Raw genomic sequence first — 19,631 nt, forward strand, 5'->3', positions numbered from 1 at the left:
AAGATCTATGAATAAAAATCTATACATACTTCTCTTACAAACATATATCATTATAATACACGCTTACGGGCGTGTCAACATATTTTTAATATAATTTAATAAAAAACTTTCTCTAAGCAAAGTCCATTAGCAGGAGCACATTTCCCAGCATTTTGTCTTACTCCAGACTCTATAATATTTTTTACAAAATCTTCTTTTATTTTATTACTTCCAACTAAAATTAATGTTCCTACTATTATCCTTACCATATTATATAAAAAACCGTCTGCAGATATATATATTTTTATCTTATCTACATTTGTTTCTATATGTAAGTCACTTATTGTTCTTATTGATGTTTTAACAGAGCCTCCAGGAGTTTGAAAAGCTTTAAAATCGTGAGTTCCCAAAAAATATTTACACGCCTTTTTCATCTCCTCAACATTAAGCTTCCACCTATAATAATATACATAATCCTTATCTATAGCACATGGATATTCCCTATTTAATATGGTATAACAATACGTTTTTCCCTTACTAGAATATCTAGCATGAAAATCTAAATCAACCTCTTCTGATTTTATTATAACTATATCTCGAGGTAATTTGCAATTTACGGCATCTCTAAATTTTTCAGCTGGCATTTTTACATTTGTTTTAAAATTAGCTACATATCCTTTAGCATGAACACCAGAATCAGTTCTGCTACTTCCTATGACTTCTACATACTCTTTGATTACTTTAGATATAGCTTTCTCTAATTCTTGTTGAATTGTATTTCCTATAGGTTGTCTTTGCCATCCATAGTACCTTGTTCCATCATACTCTATTGTAAGCTTTATATTTCTCATTTATTGCTCCTTGAAATCTTATAATTTTAATATAAAAATAGATTATGCTAAGATTACACATAATCTATCTTATAATACAATTTTTAAACTATAATACTAAACTAGGTCCAAATCTTGAAACAATACATAAAATTAAAAATACTATGTATACTACAAATGCAATAGCATCTTTCTTCTCTAATTTTAATTGTTTCATCCTAGTTCTACCTTCTCCACCTCTATAACATCTAGCCTCCATAGCCATTGCCAATTCATCTGCTCTTCTAAATGAACTTATAAAAAGAGGAACTAAAAGTGGAATTAAATTTTTAGCCTTTTGCACTAAGTTTCCTGTTTCAAAATCTGCACCCCTTGCCTGTTGTGCTTTCATTATCTTATCTGTTTCATCTATAAGAGTTGGTATAAATCTCAAAGCAATTGTCATCATCATTGCTAACTCATGAGCTGGCAAACCTACTTTTTTAAATGGAGCTAATAATTTTTCTATTCCATCAGTTAATTCTATTGGTGATGTTGTAAGAGTCATTATTGATGTACCCATTATTAAAAATATAAGTCTCAAAGCCATAAATATTGCTGTTTTTATACCCTGTGTATATATAGATATAAAGCCCAATTTAAATACTAATGTTTCTGGAGTCCCCGTTACTAAAAATACATTAAGAACTGCAGTAATAAGTATTAATATAAATATTGGCTTTACCCCTTTATATATATATTTAAAACTTAATTTAGATAACAATATTACTATTCCAAGAAAAATAACCACAAAAATATATCCATAAAACTTATTTATAAAAAATAGAGTTATTATAAAGAAAAAAGTTATAAGTATCTTTGTTCGTGGATCTAATTTATGTATAAATGAACTACCTGGAACATACTGCCCTATATTTATATCCTTTAACATATCTTAAAGCCCTTTCTGCTAATTTTTATTTAAATATTCAAGTATGGCTTTCTTAGCATCTTTAATTGTATATATATCATCTGATATATCAAATCCCTTTTTTCTAAGTTCTCTGAGTAAATAAGTCACTTGCGGAACCCCAAGCCCTATATCCTCTAAAACATCAACTTCCTTAAAGACATCAGAAACTTTTCCATCAAGAATAATGCTTCCATGATTCATAACAACAACTCTATCTGCAACTTTAGCTACATCTTCCATACTATGACTTATCATTATAGTAGTTATTTTATAATCATCATGTAATTTCCTTATTTGATTCAAAATATCATCTCTACCCTTAGGATCTAAACCTGCTATTGGTTCATCTAGTATCAAAACCTTAGGTTCCATAGCTATAACTCCAGCTATTGCTACTCTTCTTTTTTGACCACCACTTAAATCAAAAGGAGATTTATCTTTATATGTATCATAATCTAAATCAACCATCTTCATTGCTCTTTTTACTCTTCTTGTTATTTCTTCTTCAGATAAGCCTAAATTCCTTGGACCAAATTCTATATCCTTTTCAATTGTTTCTTCAAACAATTGATATTCTGGATATTGAAATACTAATCCAATATTTTTTCTGATATTAGTTAATTTAACTTTTTTATCTGTGATATCTATACCATCTACTATTATTTTTCCTTCTGTTGGTTTTAAAAGACCATTTAAATGTTGTATTAAAGTAGATTTTCCAGATCCAGTATGCCCGATTAAGACTATAAACTCACCATCATAAAATTCACAATTAATGTTTATTAAAGCTTTTTTTTCAAAAGGCGTTTTAGGCATATATGTGTAACTTAAATTTTCTATTTTAATTGACATAATTCACTCACCATTTCATCTATATTTAAAATATCTGTCGATATGTTTACACCTTCCTTATTAAGTTCATAAGCTAGTTCTGTTACTTGTGGAACATCTAATCCAATTTTTTTCATTTTTTCTACCTGAGAAAAAATTTCTCTAGGAGTTCCCTCCATGGTTTTTTTACCATTATCCATAACTATAATTCTATCAGCTTGCGCTGCTTCATCCATATAGTGTGTTATTAACACTATTGTTATTTTATTATTTTTATTTATAGATTTTATAGTACTTATTACTTCCTTTCTTCCAATAGGATCTAACATTGCTGTGGGCTCATCTAATATAATGCACTTAGGCATCATAGCAAGTATACCTGCTATTGCAATTCTTTGCTTTTGTCCTCCTGATAATAAATGCGGTGCATGTTTTCTATATTCATACATCCCAACTGATTTTAAACTTTCATCAACTCTTTTTCTTATTTCTAAAGGCTCAACTCCCAAGTTTTCAGGACCAAAAGCAACATCTTCTTCTACTACTGTTGCAACTAACTGATTATCAGGATTTTGAAATACCATCCCTGCCTTGCTTCTTATATCCCATAAATTACTGTTATTTGATGTATCTAAATTATCTACAAACATTTTTCCGCCACTAGGCAAAATAAGTGCATTCATATGTTTTGCAATTGTTGATTTTCCTGAACCATTTTGTCCTAAAATAACCAGAAATTCTCCTTCTTTTACATCCATACTAACATTATCTATAGCTATTTTTTCAGTTTTATCTTCATAGTTCATATATTTAAAAAATAAATCCTTACAAAAAATCATTTTTTCTTTCATTCAAACACCTCCTATTTTACATAAATTAAAATGTTATTTTTATATAATTATAAAATAATATTAACAATTTAATCTTATCACATCAATAATATTATTTTATAATTATATAAATTTAAGATTAATTAATTATATCATCAATTTATATTTTAATTTTAAAATTTCTCAAATAATACTTGTAAGAAGAACTATACAACACTATAATCCCCACAACAACATTAAAGATAATTAAGTTTAAAAATGCAAAAAAGGGATTAAGCATAACTTAATCCCAGAATGCTATTATACTAACTCAAGTATAACAACCTCAGCTCCGTCACCTCTTCTTGGACCCACTTTATACATTCTAGTGTATCCACCGTTTCTTTCAGCATACTTAGGAGCGATATTATCAAATAAATTTTGAACTACTGCTTCTTCAGTTACATAAGCTAATACTTGTCTTCTTGCATGTAAATCTCCTCTTTTTGCAAGAGTAATCATTTTTTCTGCAATACTTCTAGTTTCTTTAGCTCTAGTTTCTGTTGTTTCTATTTTACCATGTTTTAAAAAACTTGTAACAAGATTTCTCAACATAGCTCTTCTTTGATCAGTAGGACGACCTAATTTACGATATCCTGCCATGACTTTACCTCCTCAACTACTCATCGCTTAACTTTAAATTTAAGCCTAACTCTGTTAATTTTCTCTCTACTTCTTCTAGAGATTTCTTACCAAGGTTTCTAACCTTCATCATATCATCCATACTCTTTGTTGCAAGCTCTTGTACAGTGTTGATTCCGGCTCTCTTTAAACAGTTATAAGATCTAACTGATAAATCTAATTCCTCAATAGTCATTTCTAATGCTTTTTCTTTTTTATCTTCTTCTTTTTCAATCATTATTTCAACGTCGTTAGCATTGTCTGTTAAAGTCATGAATAATTTGAAGTGCTCTATAAGAATTTTTGCTGATAAAGAAATTGCTTCCTCTATTTTTATAGTTCCATTAGTCCAAATTTCAAGAGTAAGTTTGTCATAATCTGTAATTTGACCAACTCTTGTATTTTCAACAGTAAAATTAACTCTCTTCACAGGAGTATATATAGAGTCTATTGCTATAGCTGATAATGGAAGATCTTCAGTTTTGTTTTTATTTTGTGAAACATACCCTCTTCCTCTATTAACAACTATCTCCATATATAATTTACCATCATTATCTAATGTAGCTATATGTAAATCCTTATTTACAACTTCTACATCACCATCTGTTTTTATATCTACACCACTAACAACTCCTGGTCCTTGTGCATCTATATAAATAGTTTTTGGTCCTTCACCTTCCATTTTAAGGGCTAAAGCTTTAAGATTTAAGATTATCTCTGTAACATCTTCTTTAACACCTTTTATAGTTGAAAATTCATGAAGAACTGAATCTATTTTAACTGATGATGGTGCTACTCCTGGTAAAGAAGAAAGTAATATTCTTCTTAATGCATTTCCAAGAGTAATTCCATATCCTCTTTCAAGTGGTTCTATAACAAACTTGCCATAAGTCCCATCATCGCTTGACTCCACACACTGAATAACTGGCTTTTCTATTTCTAACATTAGCAAACCCTCCTTCAATTTTCATTGCAACCTTATATGAGGGCAACTGATCCAATACTAAACAAATTAATATTAGCTATTATTTACTATATAACTCAACAATTAGAGTTTCATTAACTGGAACATCAATATCTTCTCTAACTGGTTCAGCTATAACTTTACCTTCAAAATTTTCAACATTAGCTGTTAACCATTTTGGTAAAGCTTTTGGATTTTCAGCAAAAGTTTTGAACTTTTCAGTTCCTCTACTTTTTTCACAAACAGTTATAACATCATTAACAGATACTCTGTATGATGGAATATCTACTTTTTTACCATTTACTAAGAAATGTCCATGAGTAACTAATTGTCTAGCTTCTGTTCTAGATGCACCAAAACCTAATCTAAATACTACGTTATCTAATCTCATTTCTAGTAATTTTAATAAATTTTCACCGGCAATTCCTTTCATCTTTTCAGCTCTTTCATAAGTTGTTCTGAATTGACTTTCAAGAACTCCGTAAATTCTTTTAGCTTTTTGCTTTTCTCTTAATTGTGTTCCATAGTTAGATATTTTCTTTTTGCTTGCTCCATGTTGTCCTGGCGCATAACTTCTTCTAACAAAAGCACATTTATCTGTAAAGCATCTATCCCCTTTTAGGAATAATTTCATACCTTCTCTTCTACATAGTCTACATGTAGCTCCAGTATATCTTGCCATTACTTACACCTCCTACTATTATGTTACTAAACTCTTCTTCTTTTTGGTGGTCTACATCCATTGTGTGGTATTGGAGTTACATCTTTTATTAAAGTAACTTCTAATCCTGCTGCTTGTAAACTTCTTATTGCTGCTTCTCTACCTGCACCAGGTCCTTTTACGTAAACCTCAACGCTTTTTAAACCGTGTTCCATAGCTGCTTTAGCTGCTGTTTCTGCTGCCATTTGAGCTGCAAATGGTGTGCTTTTTCTTGAACCTTTAAATCCTAGTCCACCAGCACTTGCCCATGATAAAGCATTTCCTCTAGCATCAGTTAAAGTAACTATTGAGTTATTAAAAGTTGATTGGATATGTGCTGCTCCATGCTCAACATTTTTTCTCTCTTTTCTTCTTCTAGTCTTTTTAACTTTTTGAGCTGCCATTGTCTTCCCTCCTTAAACTACTTCTTCTTATTAGCTATAGTCTTCTTAGGACCTTTTCTAGTTCTAGCATTAGTCTTAGTTTTTTGTCCTCTAACTGGAAGACCTTTTCTGTGTCTTATTCCTCTATAGCAACCTATTTCAACAAGTCTCTTTATATTAAGAGCAACTTCCCTTCTTAAGTCACCTTCTATAGTCATTTCTTTAACTATATTTCTTATTGAATTAACTTCATCTTCTGTAAGATCCTTAACTCTTGTGTCTGGATTTATTCCTGTATCTTTAAGAATCTTTTGTGATGTAGGTAATCCTATACCATATATATATGTTAGACCTATTTCTACTCTTTTTTCTTTTGGTAGGTCTACACCTGCTATTCTTGCCATTAATTACACCTCCTGATAATTGAAGTCTTAAATTTTGTAAATCAATGTATTGTTTTTTATATTTAAAATTTTAGGCCAGTATTTTTTACTGCAGCCGCACCTAAAACTTAATCACATTATTATTTGCCTATATAATAATATGTGAGTTTTTAATAAAAGTCAATAAGAATTAACTAATTGACTAAAATTATTATATGTTTTTACCTATTAGCCTTGTTTTTGTTTGTGCTTAGGATTTTCACAGATTACCATTACTCTTCCTTTTCTTCTTATTATCTTGCACTTTTCGCAAATAGGCTTAACTGATGGTCTTACTTTCATCGCTAACCCTCCTTATTTTGCTCTCCAAGTAATTCTACCTCTTGTTAGGTCATATGGAGAAAGCTCTACTGTAACTTTATCTCCTGGTAAAATTCTTATGAAGTTCATTCTTAATTTTCCAGAAATATGAGCTAGTATTACATGCCCACTCTCTAATTCTACTTGAAACATTGCATTTGGTAAAGCTTCTAAAACTTTACCTTCCATTTCTATAATATCATCTTTTGACATAAGGTAATCAAACCTCCTTGACAGTGCCATTAAGTTTTATAAATCTTTTTATTTTTAAATTTGCATTCTTATCTTGAGATTCAATAGAATTTTTAATATTCACATCAATCACATTAGTAAGTATCACATGTTTCTTTTTTTTCTTCTTTGGCTTTTCTATCGTTTTAGTAGAACCATTAACAAGATATAAGTACTCTTCCTTTATATTAGCAACAATATAAAAATTCCCTTTATCTCTCCCATTATTAGATACTACTAATCTGCCAATTGAGTTATTATTTCGCAAATTATTCACCTCAAAGATTACCTTAGCCATAAATATACAGTTTACTTTAATATAAGTAAACATAAATTTATAACTAAGCAACACACATTAATTTACTTAACAAGTGTTAATATTTCAGGACCATTAGGTAAAATTGCAACTGTATTTTCATAATGCGCTGAAAACTTTCCATCTTGAGTTACTACTGTCCATCCATCTTCTAATGTATTTACATGATAACTTCCAATGTTAACCATAGGTTCTATGGCTAAAACCATTCCTGAAACAAGTTTTGGGCCTCTACCTGATCTACCGAAATTAGGTACCTCTGGATCTTCATGAACTTTTTTTCCTATGCCGTGTCCAACATAGTCTCTAACCACTGAAAATCCATTATCCTCTACAAATCTTTGTATTTCGCAAGAAATATCTGTTAATCTATTTCCCACATAAGCTTTTTCAATACCTTTAAAGAAACTTTCTTTAGTAACACTTATAAGTTTTTTAGCTTCTTCAGATATCTCTCCTACCGCAAAAGTTCTAGCAGCATCTCCATGAAATCCGTTAATAAAAGCTCCACAGTCAACTGAAACTATATCGCCTTCTTTTAACTTTCTTTTTCCTGGAAAACCATGAACCACTTGCTCATTCACAGATATACATAGTGAAGAAGGAAATCCATACAGTCCTTTAAAAGACGGCGTAGCTCCATGCTTAGTTATAAATTCTTCAGCTATTCTATCTAATTCTCCAGTAGTAATACCTGGCTTCACTTTGCCCTCTAACAAATTTAAAGTTTCTCCAACAATTCTGCCGGCTTTCCTCATTAGGTCGATTTCTAAATCATTTTTTATTATTATCATTATTATCGCTCCCTAATCCAATATCTTACAGATATCTTCAAAAACTTCATTTATTGCTTTTGTTCCATCCACTACTGAAAGTTTATTTTTAGCTTTATAAAAATCAATCAATGGTTGAGTTTGTTTTTGATATACATCTAGTCTCTCTTGTACTGTTTCTACAGTATCATCTTTTCTTTGTATAACTTCTGATCCACAAACACTGCATTTTCCATCTTTTGTTGGCGGATTGAACTTCACATGATAACTAGCTCCACATGAAGGACAAACTCTTCTTCCAGTCATTCTTTCAAGAATAAAATCAGTTGGCACCTCTATTAAAAGAGATGTACTTAAACTTTCTCCTCTTGAACATAAAAATTCATCTAATGCTTCCGCTTGATGAACTGTTCTAGGAAAACCATCTAGTAGATACCCATTTTTACAATCATCTTGTTTAAGTCTATCCTTAACCATATTGATAGTAACTTCATCTGGAACTAATTGACCATTATCCATATATCTTTTAGCTTCTACTCCAAGAGGAGTATTTTCTGAAATATTTTTTCTAAATATATCACCTGTTGATATATGAAGAATAGAGTATCTATTACTGATTGATTTTGCCTGTGTCCCTTTACCTGCTCCCGGAGGACCTAATAAAACTATTTTCACGGGCAATCATCTCCAAATTCATTTTATTTAATTCAAGAATCCTTGATAATGTTTCATGGTTAATTGAGTACTTAATTGTCTCATAATCTCTAATGAAACTGATACTAAAATTAATACTGATGTTCCACCAAATTGGACATCTTGAAAACTAGTATAGTTTGCAACTAATACAGGGGCTATTGCTATTATAGCCGCAAATATTCCTCCTATTAAAGCAACCTTGTTTAACACTTTTTCTAAATAAATCTCTGTTGGTTTACCAGGTCTTACTCCTGGAATAAATCCTGATGACTTGTGCATATTTTCAGCCATTTCATCCGGTTTAAAAGTTATTTGCGTATAGAACCAAGTAAAGAATATAGTTAAAATGCAATACAATGCTATATACATCCATGTTCCCGAATTAAATGGACTATATGAAGATCCTGTTATCCACTGAGCCCACGAAGCATTTGGGAAAAAGTTTGCTACAGTCATTGGAAAACTCATAACTGACATAGCAAATATTATTGCTATAACCGCTGTTCCTATTATACTTAAAGGAATATGTGACTGACCTCTAGCCATTCTACTTCCTACTGCCTTGTTTGAATATTGTACTTGTATTCTTCTTTCTGCTAGATATAAGTAAATTACTCCTGCTAATAAAGCAATTGCAGCTCCAACAAATAAAATCACTTCAACAATATTTATTTTACCTGCTATTAATAGAGAATATATTTGATATCCTGTCATTGGTAATGCTGATATTATATTAGCATATATTATTATTGATGTTCCATTACCAACACCTTTTACTGTTATTTGATCTCCTAACCAAATAAGAAAAGTTGATCCAACCACTAAGCTTAATACTATTAAAAATATATCAATAGGAGAATTGTATTTTAAAGCACCATATTTTGCTATTACAATGTAACTTCCATAAGCCATTATTATAGAAATACCTATAGCTGCATATCTGGTTATCTTTTGTATTTTTTTTCTACCATCGTCTCCCTCTTTAGACAATTGTTCTAATTTAGGAATAGCAATTTGTAATAATTGCATGATTATAGTAGCATTAATATACGGAGTTACGGATAATGCAAATAAACTAAATCTACTAAAAGAGCCTCCAGAAATTAAATCATAAAAACTAATCAAGCCTCCAGATTGAGTAAGATTTTTTAATGCTCCTGTATCAATCCCAGGAACAGGAATATAACTTCCCATCCTGAAAATTGCTACAAGAAATATTGTCCATAATATTTTTTTCCTCAAATCTGGAACCTTCCAGGCATTGTGTAGGGTTGATATCATGATTAATTCACCTCAACTTTTCCTCCAGCCGCAACTATTTTTTCAGCTGCTTGTTTTGAGAATTTACAACCTTTAAGAGTAATACTTTTTTCTAAAGTACCATTTCCTAATATTTTGATTCCGTCCATTACTTTACTTACTACTCTTCTTTCAAGTAATAATTCTGGAGTAACTTCTGTTCCATTTTCAAATACATTTAATCTATCAACATTAATAGAAACTATTTCTTTAGCAAATATATTTGTAAAACCTCTTTTTGGAAGTCTTCTGTATAAAGGCATTTGACCGCCTTCAAATCCAGGTCTTACTCCACCACCTGATCTAGCTTTTTGACCTTTTTCACCTTTACCAGCATTTCTTCCTAAACCTGAACCAGTACCTCTACCAATTCTTTTAGGAGCTTTTTTACTACCAGCAGCAGGCTTTAATTCATGAAGTTTCATAGTCATCTACACCTCCTCTTATACTTCTTCAATTTTTAATAGGTAGTTAATTTTATTTAACATACCATTTATTTGAGGAGTTACCTCATGCTCTACTGTTTTACCAATTTTTCTTAGTCCTAGGGCATGCGCAGTAGCGATATGGTCTTTTTTTCTACCTATTAAGCTTTTTACTAATGTAACTTTTACCATGACGCCATCCCTCCTAACCTAATATCTCTTCAACAGATTTTCCTCTTAATTTAGCTATATCTTCAGCTGTTCTTAAGCTAGCTAATCCATTGATTGTTGCTTTAACCATGTTTCTTGGATTGTTAGATCCTAAAGACTTAGCTCTAACATCTTTTAAGCCTGATAATTCAAGAACTGATCTTGCTGGACCTCCAGCAATAACTCCAGTACCTTCTGATGCTGGCATTATTAAAACTTTACCAGTTCCGAATTTACCATATATTTCGTGTGGAACTGTAGTTCCAACCATAGCAACAGATACTAAGTTTTTCTTAGCATCTTCTATTCCTTTTCTTATTGCTTCAGGGATTTCAATTGACTTACCAGTACCAACACCGATATGTCCGTTTTCGTCTCCAACAACTACAAGTGCGCTGAATCTGAAATTTCTACCACCCTTAACAACCTTAGTAACTCTATTTATATGAACAACCTTTTCTTTAAGGTCTAGTGTACTAGGATCGATTCTCATGTATTTTCCTCCTTCTAGATTAGAATTTCAAGCCTGCTTCTCTTGCTCCATCAGCTAAAGCTTGAATTCTTCCATGATATACGTATCCGCCTCTATCGAATACAACTTCAGTGATTCCTTTTTCTATAGCTCTTTTAGCAACAAGTTCTCCCACTAATTTAGCAGCTTCTTTATTGCTTCCTTTTTCTATAGTTTTATCTAAACTTGAAGCGGCTACTACAGTAACAGCATTAACATCATCTATTATTTGAGCATAAATATTTTTTTCACTTCTATACACTGAAAGTCTTGGTCTTTCTGTAGTTCCAAACACTTTTTTACGAACTCTTAAATGACGCTTTTCTCTTGATGCTTTTCTATCTGCTTTCTTAAACATAAAGGTTCACTCCTTTCTATTATTTCTTACCAGTCTTACCTTCTTTTCTTCTGATTACTTCATCAGAATACTTAATTCCTTTGCCCTTATATGGCTCTGGTTTTCTCCATGATCTTATATCTGCAGCAACAGCTCCAACTTTTTCTTTATCTATACCTTGAACTATAACCTTAGTAGTTCCATCTAATTTGAACTCTATTCCATCTACTGCTTCTATTTCTACTGGATGTGAATATCCTAAGTTCATTACAAGTTTCTTTCCTTGTAATTGTGCTCTATATCCAACACCTATTAATTCTAAAGTTTTACTAAAACCTTGGTTAACTCCAATAATCATATTATTGATTAAAGCTCTAGTTAAACCATGAAGTGCTCTATTTTGTTTAGCATCATTTGGTCTTGTAACAACTACTTGAGCATCTTCAACAGCTATTGTAATGTCTTTGTGCATAGCTTTTACTAACTCACCTTTTGGGCCTTTCACTGTAACAACATTCTCTGGTGTTACAGCAACAGTTACTCCAGAAGGGATAGCTATAGGTAATCTACCTACTCTTGACATAATTGCACCTCCTGTTAATTTGGATCCATCTAATATGTTTTTTTATGTTTTAATTTTTTTCTCAATCTAAATATAAAATTATATTATTTATATTACCAAACGTAGCAGATAACTTCTCCGCCTAATCCTGCTTTTCTAGCTTCTCTGTCTACTAATATTCCTTTTGAAGTTGATATTAATGCAACTCCTAATCCATTTAATACTTTAGGAACTTCATCCTTTTTACAATAAACTCTTAATCCTGGTTTAGATATTCTCTTTAATCCAGTAATAACTCTTTCTTTATTTGATCCATATTTTAAAGATAATCTTAACATAGGAACAACACCATCATTGTATTCCTCTATTTCTTTAAGATAACCTTCTTGTAATAATATGTTTGTTATAGCCTTCTTAACTGTTGAAGAAGGTACTTCTACTACTTCATGTCTTACTGCATTCGCATTTCTAATACGAGTTAGTAAGTCTGCAATAGGATCTGTCATAACCATTATTTTGTGCCTCCTTTCACTATACTAGTAATTACCAACTTGCCTTTTTGCATCCTGGAATTTCACCTTTGTAAGCTAATTCTCTAAAGCATATACGACAAATTCCAAATTTCTTTAATACAGAATGTGGTCTTCCACATAATCTACATCTAGTATAAGCTCTTGTTTGATATTTAGGTTCTTTTTTCCATTTTTCGATCATTGCTTTACGAGCCATAGTATCCCCTCCTTATTATTGAGCGAATGGCATACCAAGGAATCTTAATAATTCTCTTGCTTCTTCGTCAGTATTAGCTGTTGTAACGAAGATTATATCCATACCTCTAACTTTATCTATTTTATCATATTCAATTTCTGGGAATATTAATTGTTCTTTAACTCCTAGAGAATAATTTCCTCTACCATCAAAAGCTTTGCTTGATACTCCTCTAAAATCTCTAACTCTTGGAAGAGCTATAGACATTAATTTGTCAGCAAATTCATACATATTTGCTTTTCTCAATGTAACCTTACATCCTAGAGCCATATTCTCTCTAATTTTAAAGTTAGCAACTGATTTTTTTGCTCTTGTTAATATAGGTTTTTGTCCTGCTATTAATTGTAAATCATTAACAGCTGATTCTAAAACTTTAGGATTATCCTTAGCTTCACCTACACCCATGTTTATAACTATTTTCTCAAGTTTTGGAACTTGCATTATATTTTTGTATCCGAACTTTTCCATCATAGCTGGAACTACTTCTTTTTCATATCTTTCTTGTAGTCTTGTTAACATGTAAAGTACCTCCTTTCAAATTTTAGAATGTTTCTCCACACTTCTTACATACTCTTACTTTAGAACCATCTTCCATTATTTTATTGCTTATTCTTGTAGCTTTTTTACATTTTTCACAATATAACATAACTTTAGAGCTGTTTATAGCTGCTTCCATTTCAACTATACCGCCTTGCATGTTTTGTTTATTTGGTTTTTGATGTTTCTTAACTATGTTAACACCTTTAACGATAACTCTACCTGTTTTTGGAATAACTTTTAAAACTTCACCAGTTTTACCTTTGTCTTTTCCTGATATAACTATTACCGTATCATTCTTTCTAACATGTACCTTCATCTTAGCCACCTCCTAATCTTTTATAATTATAGAACTTCTGGTGCTAATGATAATATTTTGTTAAATTCCTTATCTCTTAGCTCTCTAGCAACCGGTCCAAAAATACGAGTTCCTCTTGGTTGCTTATCATCTTTAATAATTACAGCAGCGTTTTCGTCAAATTTTATATAAGAACCATCTGCTCTTCTTAATCCTCTAACTGATCTTACTACTACTGCTTTTACAACGTCACCTTTTTTAACAACTCCGCCTGGTGTTGCACTTTTAACGCTAGCGACTATTACATCTCCAATATTTCCATACTTTCTTTTAGATCCGCCTAAAACTCTGATACACATAATTTCCTTTGCACCAGAATTATCTGCAACCTTTAATAAGGTTTGTTGTTGTATCATGAAATTAACCTCCTTTCAGACTCTGAAATACTATTTAGCTTTTTCTACTATTTCAACTAGTCTCCATCTTTTATCCTTAGATAATGGTCTAGTCTCCATTATAGAAACTCTATCTCCAATTTTAGCTTCGTTATTTTCATCATGAACTTTAAACTTAGTAGTTCTATTAACTGTTTTTCCGTATAATGGATGTCTTACCTTTGTTTCTATTGCAACTACGATAGTTTTTTCCATTTTATCTGAAACAACTTTACCTATTCTGTTCTTTCTTAAACCTCTATTTTCCACAGATTTAACCTCCTTTCAGGATTACAGCTCAACTCTTAACTCTTCTTCTCTTATAATAGTTTTTATTTGAGCTATTGATTTCTTTACTTCTCTTATTCTCATTGGGTTTTCTAATTGACCTGTAGCTAATTGGAATCTTAAATTGAATAATTCAGCTTTTAATTCATCTAATTTAGCTTTTAAATCTTGAGGAGCACTTGTTCTTAGTTCTTTTATCTCTCTAGCTTTCATTACTCTTCACCACCCATTTCCTCAAAATCTCTTCTTGTAACGAACTTAGTCTTTACAGGAAGTTTGTGTGAAGCAAGTCTCATAGCTTCTCTAGCTTTTTCTTCATCTACTCCTGATAACTCAAATAAAACTCTACCTGGTTTTACTACTGCTACCCAATACTCTACTGAACCTTTACCTGAACCCATTCTTGTTTCAGCTGGTTTTTCAGTTACTGGTTTATCTGGGAATATTTTTATCCAAAGCTTACCGCCTCTTCTTATATATCTATTAATAGCTATTCTGGCAGACTCTATTTGGTTGCTTGTTATCCAACCACAAGTTGTAGCTTGAATACCAAAGTCTCCATATGCAAGGAAATTTCCTCTAGTAGCTTTACCTTTCATTCTACCACGTTGAACCTTACGATGTTTTACTCTTTTAGGCATTAACATGATTAAATTCCTCCTTTCTTATATTACATCCTATTCACTAACTTCTTCTTTTTCAACTTTTTTTGTTGGAAGAACTTCTCCATTATAAACCCAAACTTTAACTCCTATTTTTCCATAAGTTGTATCAGCTTCTGCAAATCCATAATCTATGTCCGCTCTTAAAGTTTGTAGTGGAATAGTTCCTTCATGATATTGTTCTGTTCTTGCTATTTCTGCACCACCTAATCTACCTGAACAAGCTATTTTAACTCCTTTAGCTCCAGATTTCATAGATCTTTGTATTGTTTGCTTCATAGCTCTTCTGAATGATATTCTCTTTTCTAATTGAGCTGCTATGTTCTCAGCCATTAATTGAGAATCAACTTCTACATTTTTAACTTCTACAATATTTATTAAAATATTCTTTTCAGCTATTATAGTAGATAATTGTTTCTTTAATTTTTCTATTCCAGAACCACCTTTTCCTATAATAACTCCTGGTTTAGCTGTATATATGTTTAATTTAACTCTTTTTGCAGCTCTTTCTATTTCAACTTTAGATATTCCTGCGTTAAAAAGTTCTTTTTTAACAAATTCTCTAATCTTGTGATCTTCAACTAAGTTATCAGCGAAATTTTTCTTATCTGCATACCATTTTGCATTCCAATCTTTAATAACGCCAACTCTTAGTCCATGAGGATTTACTTTTTGACCCACTCTGTTTCCCTCCTTACTTAATTAAGCTCTCTCTTTAACTATTACAGTTATGTGACTTGTTCTTTTATTTATTCTGAATGCTTTACCGTGATCCATAGGTCTGAATCTCTTTAATGTTGGTCCTTGACCTACAAATGCTTCACTAACATATAATCTGTTTATATCTAAATCATTATTATTTTCAGCATTAGCAACTGCTGATTTTAAAACTTTATATATTACCTCTGCAGCATCTCTTGGAGTGTATTTTAAAATTGCGAAAGCTTCATTAACATCTTTTCCTCTTATTAAATTAAGAACAACTCCTACTTTAGTTGGAGACATTCTAACATATTTAGCTATAGCTCTAGCTTCCATTTAAAGCCCTCCTTTCTGGGATTATTATTTTCTTTTTGATGTTTTTTCGTTGTAATCATGTCCTTTGTAAGTTCTTGTTAATACAAACTCACCTAATTTATGACCTACCATATCTTCTGATATATATACAGGAACATGTTTTCTTCCATCATGAACAGCTATTGTATGGCCAATCATTTGTGGAAATATAGTTGAACTTCTTGACCAAGTTTTAATAACCTTCTTATCACCACTTTGGTTCATTGCTTCTATCTTATTTAAAAGACCAACATGTACGAAAGGTCCTTTTTTAATTGATCTACTCACTATAATTGCCTCCCTTCATAAATCTACTAATTATGCGATCAAGCTATGAAGAGAAATATATATTCTCTCCAAATTACTTGTCGTTTCTTCTCTTAATGATAAATCTATCTGAATATTTTTTATTTTTTCTAGTTTTATATCCAAGTGCTGGTTTACCCCATGGAGTAACTGGACTTGGTCTACCTATAGGAGATCTACCTTCACCACCACCATGTGGATGATCACAAGGGTTCATTACAGATCCTCTAACAGTAGGTCTGAATCCCATATGTCTCTTTCTTCCTGCTTTACCTATATTAACTATATCATGTGTAGTATTAGATAAAGTTCCAATAGTAGCTCTGCATTCTATTCTAACATATCTCATTTCACCTGATGGTAATCTTAATGTAGCATAATTTCCTTCTTTAGCCATTAATTGAGCTGAAGTACCTGCTGCTCTTACCATTTGACCACCTTTTCCAGCTTGTAATTCTATGTTGTGAACAACAGTACCAACTGGCATATTTTTTAGTGGAAGTGCATTACCTGGTTTTATATCAGCTTCTGGACCAGATACTATCTTATCTCCAACATTTAATCCGACTGGAGCAAGTATATATCTTTTATCTCCATCAGCATATACAACTAATGCGATATATGCAGATCTATTTGGATCATATTCTATAGAAGCAACTTTAGCAACTATACCATCCTTATTTCTTTTGAAATCTATAATTCTATATTTTCTTTTAGCTCCACCACCACGGTGTCTAACAGTTATTTTACCTTGACCATTTCTACCACCTGTTTTATTTAAAGAAACTAAAAGTGACTTTTCAGGAACATTTGTAGTTATTTCTTCAAATGTTGGCATAGTCATTTGTCTTCTAGATGGAGTGGTTGGTTTAAACTTTTTAACTGCCATTTTATTCCCTCCTCTTTTTCGCTTATCTGGTTATATAACCAATAAATGCTTTAATATTATTGCATTCCTTCGAAGAATTCTATTGAACTTCCTTCAGCTAATTTAACTATAGCCTTTTTATAGTCAGCTCTTTTTCCGATATGAACGCCAACTCTTTTAGTTTTTCCTTCAACTCTCATAGTTTTTACATCTTCAACTTTTACATTGAATATTTCTTCTATAGCTCTTTTTACTTGAACTTTGTTAGCTGATTGATGAACTATGAAGGTGTATTTATTTTCTGCCATAGCAGCCATAGTTTTTTCAGTTATCATTGGCTTTCTAATTATATCATGGCTTGTTAATCTCATTATGCGTACACCTCCTCAATTTTGTTTACAGCTTCTTTAGTTATTATTAACTTTTCAAATTTTAATAAATCATAAACATTTATATTGTTAACTGGTAAAACAGCAACTCCTTGAATATTTCTTGCTGATTTATATACATTTTCATTTGATTCAGCTGTTACAATTAAAGTCTTTTTAGCTTCAAACGCATTTAAAACATTAACCATTTCTTTAGTTTTTGGAGCAGCTAATTCTAAGCTTTCTAAAACTATTATATTGTTATCTAAAACTTTACTTGTTAATGCAGAAGTTATAGCAACTCTTCTCATAGTTTTAGGTATAGACATTCTATAATCTCTTGGTTTTGGTGCGAATACAACTCCACCTTTTATCCATTGAGGTGCTCTTATAGAACCTTGTCTTGCTCTACCTGTTCCTTTTTGTCTCCAAGGCTTAATTCCGCCTCCTCTAACTTCAGCTCTAGTTTTAGCTGATTGAGTTCCTTGTCTTTTATTAGCTAATTGAGCTACAACTACTTGATGTATTGCATCAGTATTCACCTCAACTGCAAAAATTTGATCGTTTAATTGGATTTCTCCAACTTTATTTGCTTCCTTATTAAATAATCCTATTGTAGGCATTAGGGTTCCTCCTTTCTATAAAAATTAAGCTCTAGCGCTATTTTTTATAACTACTGTTCCTTTATTTGGTCCTGGTATTCCACCTTTTATTAGAATAACATTTTTTTCAGGCATTACTCTAACAACTTGTAAATTTAATACAGTAGTATTTACAGCACCCATGTGTCCTGGCATTTTTTTATTTTTGAAAGTTCTTGATGGATCTGATGAAGCTCCCATAGAACCAACAGCTCTTTTAAATTTAGAACCATGAGACATAGGTCCTCTGTTGAAGTTCCATCTTTTTATAACTCCGGCAAATCCTTTACCTTTAGATATACCTGACACATCAACTTTATCTCCAGCTTCAAATATGTCAACTTTTATTTCATCTCCAACATTATAAGTTGATATATCTTCTAATCTGAATTCTTTTAACTTTCTTTTAACTGATACTCCAGCTTTAGCAAAATGTCCTTTTTTAGGCTTATTTACTAACTTTTCTCTTATTTCTCCAAATCCAACTTGTATTGCATCATATCCATCTGATTCTACTGTCTTCTTTTGAACAACAACACATGGACCTGCTTCTACAACTGTTACTGGAACAACTTTTCCATTCTCATCAAATATTTGAGTCATTCCTATCTTTTTTCCTATTATAGCTTTTTGCATTTAGCTACACCTCCTAAACTTATTAGCGGATTGTTATACAATCATAACAGTTCATTTTTGCAATCTTATAAATTATTATAATTTTATTTCAATATCTACACCTGCAGGCAAGTTTAATCTCATTAATGCATCAACAGTTTTAGGTGATGGATTAACTATATCGATTAATCTCTTATGAGTTCTGATTTCAAACTGCTCTCTAGAATCTTTGTACTTATGTACAGCTCTTAAGATAGTTATAACATCTTTCTCAGTTGGTAGTGGAACTGGTCCAGCAACCCTAGCACCTGTAGATTTAGCAGTCTCAACTATTTTTTCAGCTGATTGATCTAATATTGTATGATCAAATGCTTTTAATCTTATTCTTATTTTTTGTTTTGACATTTAATTTCCCTCCTTTTCATGTACGCTTTACTTCTAACGCACAACAGCGCTTGTTCTATAAACTTATCCTGGTGTTTCATAACTAAGATAATACTAGAACCCCTGTCGTCGGATTCTAGATCCTGACATACTCATCAAGAATTCCCCGGAAGT

At 31.4% G+C, this 19,631-nt stretch carries 36 protein-coding genes; all 36 read right to left on the bottom strand.

Annotation, left to right across the window (positions count from 1 at the left end; translation table 11 throughout):
• Positions 1–95: 95 nt before the first annotated feature.
• On the bottom strand, positions 96–830 hold the full coding sequence (gene truA / locus DR020_RS04720) for a tRNA pseudouridine(38-40) synthase TruA (RefSeq protein WP_112365399.1): 735 nt from the start codon (positions 828–830) through the stop codon (positions 96–98).
• A gap of 88 nt (positions 831–918) precedes the next feature.
• On the bottom strand, positions 919–1,740 hold the full coding sequence (locus DR020_RS04725) for an energy-coupling factor transporter transmembrane component T family protein (RefSeq protein WP_055259985.1): 822 nt from the start codon (positions 1,738–1,740) through the stop codon (positions 919–921).
• Positions 1,741–1,758: 18 nt separating this feature from the next.
• The gene (locus tag DR020_RS04730; RefSeq protein ID WP_055259983.1) at positions 1,759–2,613 is read right to left on the bottom strand and encodes an energy-coupling factor transporter ATPase; all 855 of its coding nucleotides are present in this window, start codon (positions 2,611–2,613) and stop codon (positions 1,759–1,761) included.
• Positions 2,598–3,443, bottom strand: coding sequence for an energy-coupling factor transporter ATPase (locus DR020_RS04735; RefSeq protein ID WP_055259981.1), 846 nt, complete (start codon positions 3,441–3,443; stop codon positions 2,598–2,600). The genes DR020_RS04730 and DR020_RS04735 overlap by 16 nt, the downstream gene beginning before the upstream one ends.
• Before the next feature lie 279 nt (positions 3,444–3,722).
• Positions 3,723–4,064 (bottom strand): 50S ribosomal protein L17, encoded by a 342-nt coding sequence (gene rplQ / locus DR020_RS04740; RefSeq protein ID WP_055259979.1) that lies wholly within the window; start codon positions 4,062–4,064, stop codon positions 3,723–3,725.
• A 16-nt stretch (positions 4,065–4,080) separates the two neighbouring features.
• Positions 4,081–5,028: a DNA-directed RNA polymerase subunit alpha gene (locus tag DR020_RS04745; RefSeq protein WP_112365400.1), complete on the bottom strand. Its 948-nt coding sequence runs from the start codon at positions 5,026–5,028 to the stop codon at positions 4,081–4,083.
• 79 nt (positions 5,029–5,107) lie between these two features.
• Positions 5,108–5,728 (bottom strand): 30S ribosomal protein S4, encoded by a 621-nt coding sequence (gene rpsD, locus DR020_RS04750; protein WP_055259975.1) that lies wholly within the window; start codon positions 5,726–5,728, stop codon positions 5,108–5,110.
• 26 nt (positions 5,729–5,754) lie between these two features.
• The gene (gene rpsK, locus DR020_RS04755) at positions 5,755–6,150 is read right to left on the bottom strand and encodes a 30S ribosomal protein S11 (RefSeq protein WP_055259973.1); all 396 of its coding nucleotides are present in this window, start codon (positions 6,148–6,150) and stop codon (positions 5,755–5,757) included.
• Positions 6,151–6,167: 17 nt separating this feature from the next.
• Positions 6,168–6,533 carry a 30S ribosomal protein S13 gene (gene rpsM, locus DR020_RS04760; protein ID WP_055259971.1) on the bottom strand — a complete coding sequence of 122 codons (366 nt, stop codon included), beginning with the start codon at positions 6,531–6,533 and terminating at the stop codon, positions 6,168–6,170.
• A 207-nt stretch (positions 6,534–6,740) separates the two neighbouring features.
• Positions 6,741–6,854: a 50S ribosomal protein L36 gene (rpmJ, locus tag DR020_RS04765; RefSeq protein WP_003448032.1), complete on the bottom strand. Its 114-nt coding sequence runs from the start codon at positions 6,852–6,854 to the stop codon at positions 6,741–6,743.
• Positions 6,855–6,866: 12 nt separating this feature from the next.
• The gene (gene infA, locus DR020_RS04770) at positions 6,867–7,085 is read right to left on the bottom strand and encodes a translation initiation factor IF-1 (protein ID WP_055259969.1); all 219 of its coding nucleotides are present in this window, start codon (positions 7,083–7,085) and stop codon (positions 6,867–6,869) included.
• Positions 7,086–7,092: 7 nt separating this feature from the next.
• Positions 7,093–7,380 (bottom strand): KOW domain-containing RNA-binding protein, encoded by a 288-nt coding sequence (locus tag DR020_RS04775; protein ID WP_321207688.1) that lies wholly within the window; start codon positions 7,378–7,380, stop codon positions 7,093–7,095.
• Positions 7,381–7,463: 83 nt separating this feature from the next.
• A complete protein-coding gene (gene map / locus DR020_RS04780) occupies positions 7,464–8,213 on the bottom strand; it encodes a type I methionyl aminopeptidase (protein WP_055259967.1) in 750 nt (249 codons plus the stop codon).
• Positions 8,214–8,225: 12 nt separating this feature from the next.
• Positions 8,226–8,867 carry an adenylate kinase gene (locus tag DR020_RS04785; RefSeq protein WP_055259965.1) on the bottom strand — a complete coding sequence of 214 codons (642 nt, stop codon included), beginning with the start codon at positions 8,865–8,867 and terminating at the stop codon, positions 8,226–8,228.
• A gap of 27 nt (positions 8,868–8,894) precedes the next feature.
• Entirely contained in the window at positions 8,895–10,169 is a 1,275-nt protein-coding gene (gene secY / locus DR020_RS04790; RefSeq protein ID WP_112365401.1) for a preprotein translocase subunit SecY, read from the bottom strand.
• A gap of 2 nt (positions 10,170–10,171) precedes the next feature.
• A complete protein-coding gene (gene rplO / locus DR020_RS04795) occupies positions 10,172–10,612 on the bottom strand; it encodes a 50S ribosomal protein L15 (protein ID WP_055260073.1) in 441 nt (146 codons plus the stop codon).
• Positions 10,613–10,630: 18 nt separating this feature from the next.
• Entirely contained in the window at positions 10,631–10,804 is a 174-nt protein-coding gene (rpmD, locus tag DR020_RS04800; RefSeq protein ID WP_055259961.1) for a 50S ribosomal protein L30, read from the bottom strand.
• 13 nt (positions 10,805–10,817) lie between these two features.
• Positions 10,818–11,315, bottom strand: a complete 498-nt coding sequence (rpsE, locus tag DR020_RS04805) for a 30S ribosomal protein S5 (protein ID WP_055259959.1) — start codon at positions 11,313–11,315, stop codon at positions 10,818–10,820.
• 19 nt (positions 11,316–11,334) lie between these two features.
• Positions 11,335–11,691 (bottom strand): 50S ribosomal protein L18, encoded by a 357-nt coding sequence (gene rplR / locus DR020_RS04810; protein WP_055259957.1) that lies wholly within the window; start codon positions 11,689–11,691, stop codon positions 11,335–11,337.
• A 19-nt stretch (positions 11,692–11,710) separates the two neighbouring features.
• Positions 11,711–12,253 (bottom strand): 50S ribosomal protein L6, encoded by a 543-nt coding sequence (rplF, locus tag DR020_RS04815; protein ID WP_055259955.1) that lies wholly within the window; start codon positions 12,251–12,253, stop codon positions 11,711–11,713.
• 92 nt (positions 12,254–12,345) lie between these two features.
• Positions 12,346–12,744, bottom strand: a complete 399-nt coding sequence (rpsH, locus tag DR020_RS04820; protein WP_055259953.1) for a 30S ribosomal protein S8 — start codon at positions 12,742–12,744, stop codon at positions 12,346–12,348.
• Between the two features lie 31 nt (positions 12,745–12,775).
• On the bottom strand, positions 12,776–12,961 hold the full coding sequence (locus DR020_RS04825; protein WP_055259951.1) for a type Z 30S ribosomal protein S14: 186 nt from the start codon (positions 12,959–12,961) through the stop codon (positions 12,776–12,778).
• A gap of 15 nt (positions 12,962–12,976) precedes the next feature.
• Positions 12,977–13,519, bottom strand: coding sequence for a 50S ribosomal protein L5 (rplE, locus tag DR020_RS04830; RefSeq protein WP_055259949.1), 543 nt, complete (start codon positions 13,517–13,519; stop codon positions 12,977–12,979).
• Between the two features lie 22 nt (positions 13,520–13,541).
• Positions 13,542–13,856 carry a 50S ribosomal protein L24 gene (gene rplX, locus DR020_RS04835; protein ID WP_055259947.1) on the bottom strand — a complete coding sequence of 105 codons (315 nt, stop codon included), beginning with the start codon at positions 13,854–13,856 and terminating at the stop codon, positions 13,542–13,544.
• A gap of 26 nt (positions 13,857–13,882) precedes the next feature.
• Entirely contained in the window at positions 13,883–14,251 is a 369-nt protein-coding gene (rplN, locus tag DR020_RS04840) for a 50S ribosomal protein L14 (RefSeq protein ID WP_055259945.1), read from the bottom strand.
• Positions 14,252–14,281: 30 nt separating this feature from the next.
• Positions 14,282–14,539, bottom strand: a complete 258-nt coding sequence (gene rpsQ / locus DR020_RS04845; protein ID WP_082412354.1) for a 30S ribosomal protein S17 — start codon at positions 14,537–14,539, stop codon at positions 14,282–14,284.
• A 21-nt stretch (positions 14,540–14,560) separates the two neighbouring features.
• Positions 14,561–14,770, bottom strand: coding sequence for a 50S ribosomal protein L29 (gene rpmC, locus DR020_RS04850; RefSeq protein WP_055259943.1), 210 nt, complete (start codon positions 14,768–14,770; stop codon positions 14,561–14,563).
• The gene (rplP, locus tag DR020_RS04855; protein ID WP_055259941.1) at positions 14,770–15,204 is read right to left on the bottom strand and encodes a 50S ribosomal protein L16; all 435 of its coding nucleotides are present in this window, start codon (positions 15,202–15,204) and stop codon (positions 14,770–14,772) included. The genes rpmC and rplP overlap by 1 nt, the downstream gene beginning before the upstream one ends.
• A gap of 30 nt (positions 15,205–15,234) precedes the next feature.
• Positions 15,235–15,900: a 30S ribosomal protein S3 gene (gene rpsC, locus DR020_RS04860; RefSeq protein WP_055259939.1), complete on the bottom strand. Its 666-nt coding sequence runs from the start codon at positions 15,898–15,900 to the stop codon at positions 15,235–15,237.
• Between the two features lie 21 nt (positions 15,901–15,921).
• On the bottom strand, positions 15,922–16,257 hold the full coding sequence (gene rplV, locus DR020_RS04865) for a 50S ribosomal protein L22 (RefSeq protein ID WP_055259937.1): 336 nt from the start codon (positions 16,255–16,257) through the stop codon (positions 15,922–15,924).
• Positions 16,258–16,281: 24 nt separating this feature from the next.
• On the bottom strand, positions 16,282–16,563 hold the full coding sequence (gene rpsS, locus DR020_RS04870) for a 30S ribosomal protein S19 (protein WP_055259935.1): 282 nt from the start codon (positions 16,561–16,563) through the stop codon (positions 16,282–16,284).
• Positions 16,564–16,636: 73 nt separating this feature from the next.
• Positions 16,637–17,470: a 50S ribosomal protein L2 gene (gene rplB, locus DR020_RS04875; RefSeq protein ID WP_055259933.1), complete on the bottom strand. Its 834-nt coding sequence runs from the start codon at positions 17,468–17,470 to the stop codon at positions 16,637–16,639.
• Between the two features lie 56 nt (positions 17,471–17,526).
• Positions 17,527–17,820: a 50S ribosomal protein L23 gene (rplW, locus tag DR020_RS04880; protein WP_055259931.1), complete on the bottom strand. Its 294-nt coding sequence runs from the start codon at positions 17,818–17,820 to the stop codon at positions 17,527–17,529.
• Positions 17,820–18,440: a 50S ribosomal protein L4 gene (gene rplD / locus DR020_RS04885; protein ID WP_112365402.1), complete on the bottom strand. Its 621-nt coding sequence runs from the start codon at positions 18,438–18,440 to the stop codon at positions 17,820–17,822. Before rplD ends, rplW begins: the two co-directional genes overlap by 1 nt.
• 24 nt (positions 18,441–18,464) lie before the next feature.
• Positions 18,465–19,094, bottom strand: a complete 630-nt coding sequence (gene rplC / locus DR020_RS04890) for a 50S ribosomal protein L3 (RefSeq protein ID WP_055259927.1) — start codon at positions 19,092–19,094, stop codon at positions 18,465–18,467.
• A gap of 75 nt (positions 19,095–19,169) precedes the next feature.
• Positions 19,170–19,478 carry a 30S ribosomal protein S10 gene (rpsJ, locus tag DR020_RS04895; protein ID WP_055259925.1) on the bottom strand — a complete coding sequence of 103 codons (309 nt, stop codon included), beginning with the start codon at positions 19,476–19,478 and terminating at the stop codon, positions 19,170–19,172.
• Positions 19,479–19,631 lie beyond the last annotated feature (153 nt).

The organism is Sarcina ventriculi, from assembly GCF_900456775.1.
Classification (GTDB): Bacteria; Bacillota; Clostridia; order Clostridiales; family Clostridiaceae; genus Sarcina; species Sarcina ventriculi.

Bases quoted from the DNA above. Each gene is read 5' to 3' on its own strand.
- rpsD (WP_055259975.1), bottom strand. From the start codon at position 5,728: ATGGCAAGATATACTGGAGCTACATGTAGACTATGTAGAAGAGAAGGT.
- infA (WP_055259969.1), bottom strand. From the start codon at position 7,085: ATGTCAAAAGATGATATTATAGAAATGGAAGGTAAAGTTTTAGAAGCT.
- rplQ (WP_055259979.1), bottom strand. From the start codon at position 4,064: ATGGCAGGATATCGTAAATTAGGTCGTCCTACTGATCAAAGAAGAGCT.
- DR020_RS04730 (WP_055259983.1), bottom strand. From the start codon at position 2,613: ATGTCAATTAAAATAGAAAATTTAAGTTACACATATATGCCTAAAACG.
- secY (WP_112365401.1), bottom strand. From the start codon at position 10,169: ATGATATCAACCCTACACAATGCCTGGAAGGTTCCAGATTTGAGGAAA.
- rplN (WP_055259945.1), bottom strand. From the start codon at position 14,251: ATGATACAACAACAAACCTTATTAAAGGTTGCAGATAATTCTGGTGCA.
- rplO (WP_055260073.1), bottom strand. From the start codon at position 10,612: ATGAAACTTCATGAATTAAAGCCTGCTGCTGGTAGTAAAAAAGCTCCT.
- rplE (WP_055259949.1), bottom strand. From the start codon at position 13,519: ATGTTAACAAGACTACAAGAAAGATATGAAAAAGAAGTAGTTCCAGCT.
- DR020_RS04735 (WP_055259981.1), bottom strand. From the start codon at position 3,443: ATGAAAGAAAAAATGATTTTTTGTAAGGATTTATTTTTTAAATATATG.
- rplB (WP_055259933.1), bottom strand. From the start codon at position 17,470: ATGGCAGTTAAAAAGTTTAAACCAACCACTCCATCTAGAAGACAAATG.
- map (WP_055259967.1), bottom strand. From the start codon at position 8,213: ATGATAATAATAAAAAATGATTTAGAAATCGACCTAATGAGGAAAGCC.
- rpsM (WP_055259971.1), bottom strand. From the start codon at position 6,533: ATGGCAAGAATAGCAGGTGTAGACCTACCAAAAGAAAAAAGAGTAGAA.
- rplC (WP_055259927.1), bottom strand. From the start codon at position 19,094: ATGCAAAAAGCTATAATAGGAAAAAAGATAGGAATGACTCAAATATTT.
- rplW (WP_055259931.1), bottom strand. From the start codon at position 17,820: ATGAGATTAACAAGCCATGATATAATTAGAAAGCCAATGATAACTGAA.
- rplP (WP_055259941.1), bottom strand. From the start codon at position 15,204: ATGTTAATGCCTAAAAGAGTAAAACATCGTAAGGTTCAACGTGGTAGA.
- rpmC (WP_055259943.1), bottom strand. From the start codon at position 14,770: ATGAAAGCTAGAGAGATAAAAGAACTAAGAACAAGTGCTCCTCAAGAT.
- rplV (WP_055259937.1), bottom strand. From the start codon at position 16,257: ATGGAAGCTAGAGCTATAGCTAAATATGTTAGAATGTCTCCAACTAAA.
- rplF (WP_055259955.1), bottom strand. From the start codon at position 12,253: ATGTCAAGAGTAGGTAGATTACCTATAGCTATCCCTTCTGGAGTAACT.
- rpsJ (WP_055259925.1), bottom strand. From the start codon at position 19,478: ATGTCAAAACAAAAAATAAGAATAAGATTAAAAGCATTTGATCATACA.
- DR020_RS04825 (WP_055259951.1), bottom strand. From the start codon at position 12,961: ATGGCTCGTAAAGCAATGATCGAAAAATGGAAAAAAGAACCTAAATAT.
- rpsK (WP_055259973.1), bottom strand. From the start codon at position 6,150: ATGGCAGCTCAAAAAGTTAAAAAGACTAGAAGAAGAAAAGAGAGAAAA.
- DR020_RS04745 (WP_112365400.1), bottom strand. From the start codon at position 5,028: ATGTTAGAAATAGAAAAGCCAGTTATTCAGTGTGTGGAGTCAAGCGAT.
- DR020_RS04725 (WP_055259985.1), bottom strand. From the start codon at position 1,740: ATGTTAAAGGATATAAATATAGGGCAGTATGTTCCAGGTAGTTCATTT.
- rpmD (WP_055259961.1), bottom strand. From the start codon at position 10,804: ATGGTAAAAGTTACATTAGTAAAAAGCTTAATAGGTAGAAAAAAAGAC.
- truA (WP_112365399.1), bottom strand. From the start codon at position 830: ATGAGAAATATAAAGCTTACAATAGAGTATGATGGAACAAGGTACTAT.
- rplR (WP_055259957.1), bottom strand. From the start codon at position 11,691: ATGTTTAAGAAAGCAGATAGAAAAGCATCAAGAGAAAAGCGTCATTTA.
- rpsE (WP_055259959.1), bottom strand. From the start codon at position 11,315: ATGAGAATCGATCCTAGTACACTAGACCTTAAAGAAAAGGTTGTTCAT.
- rplX (WP_055259947.1), bottom strand. From the start codon at position 13,856: ATGAAGGTACATGTTAGAAAGAATGATACGGTAATAGTTATATCAGGA.
- rpsH (WP_055259953.1), bottom strand. From the start codon at position 12,744: ATGGTTATGACAGATCCTATTGCAGACTTACTAACTCGTATTAGAAAT.
- rpmJ (WP_003448032.1), bottom strand. From the start codon at position 6,854: ATGAAAGTAAGACCATCAGTTAAGCCTATTTGCGAAAAGTGCAAGATA.
- rplD (WP_112365402.1), bottom strand. From the start codon at position 18,440: ATGCCTACAATAGGATTATTTAATAAGGAAGCAAATAAAGTTGGAGAA.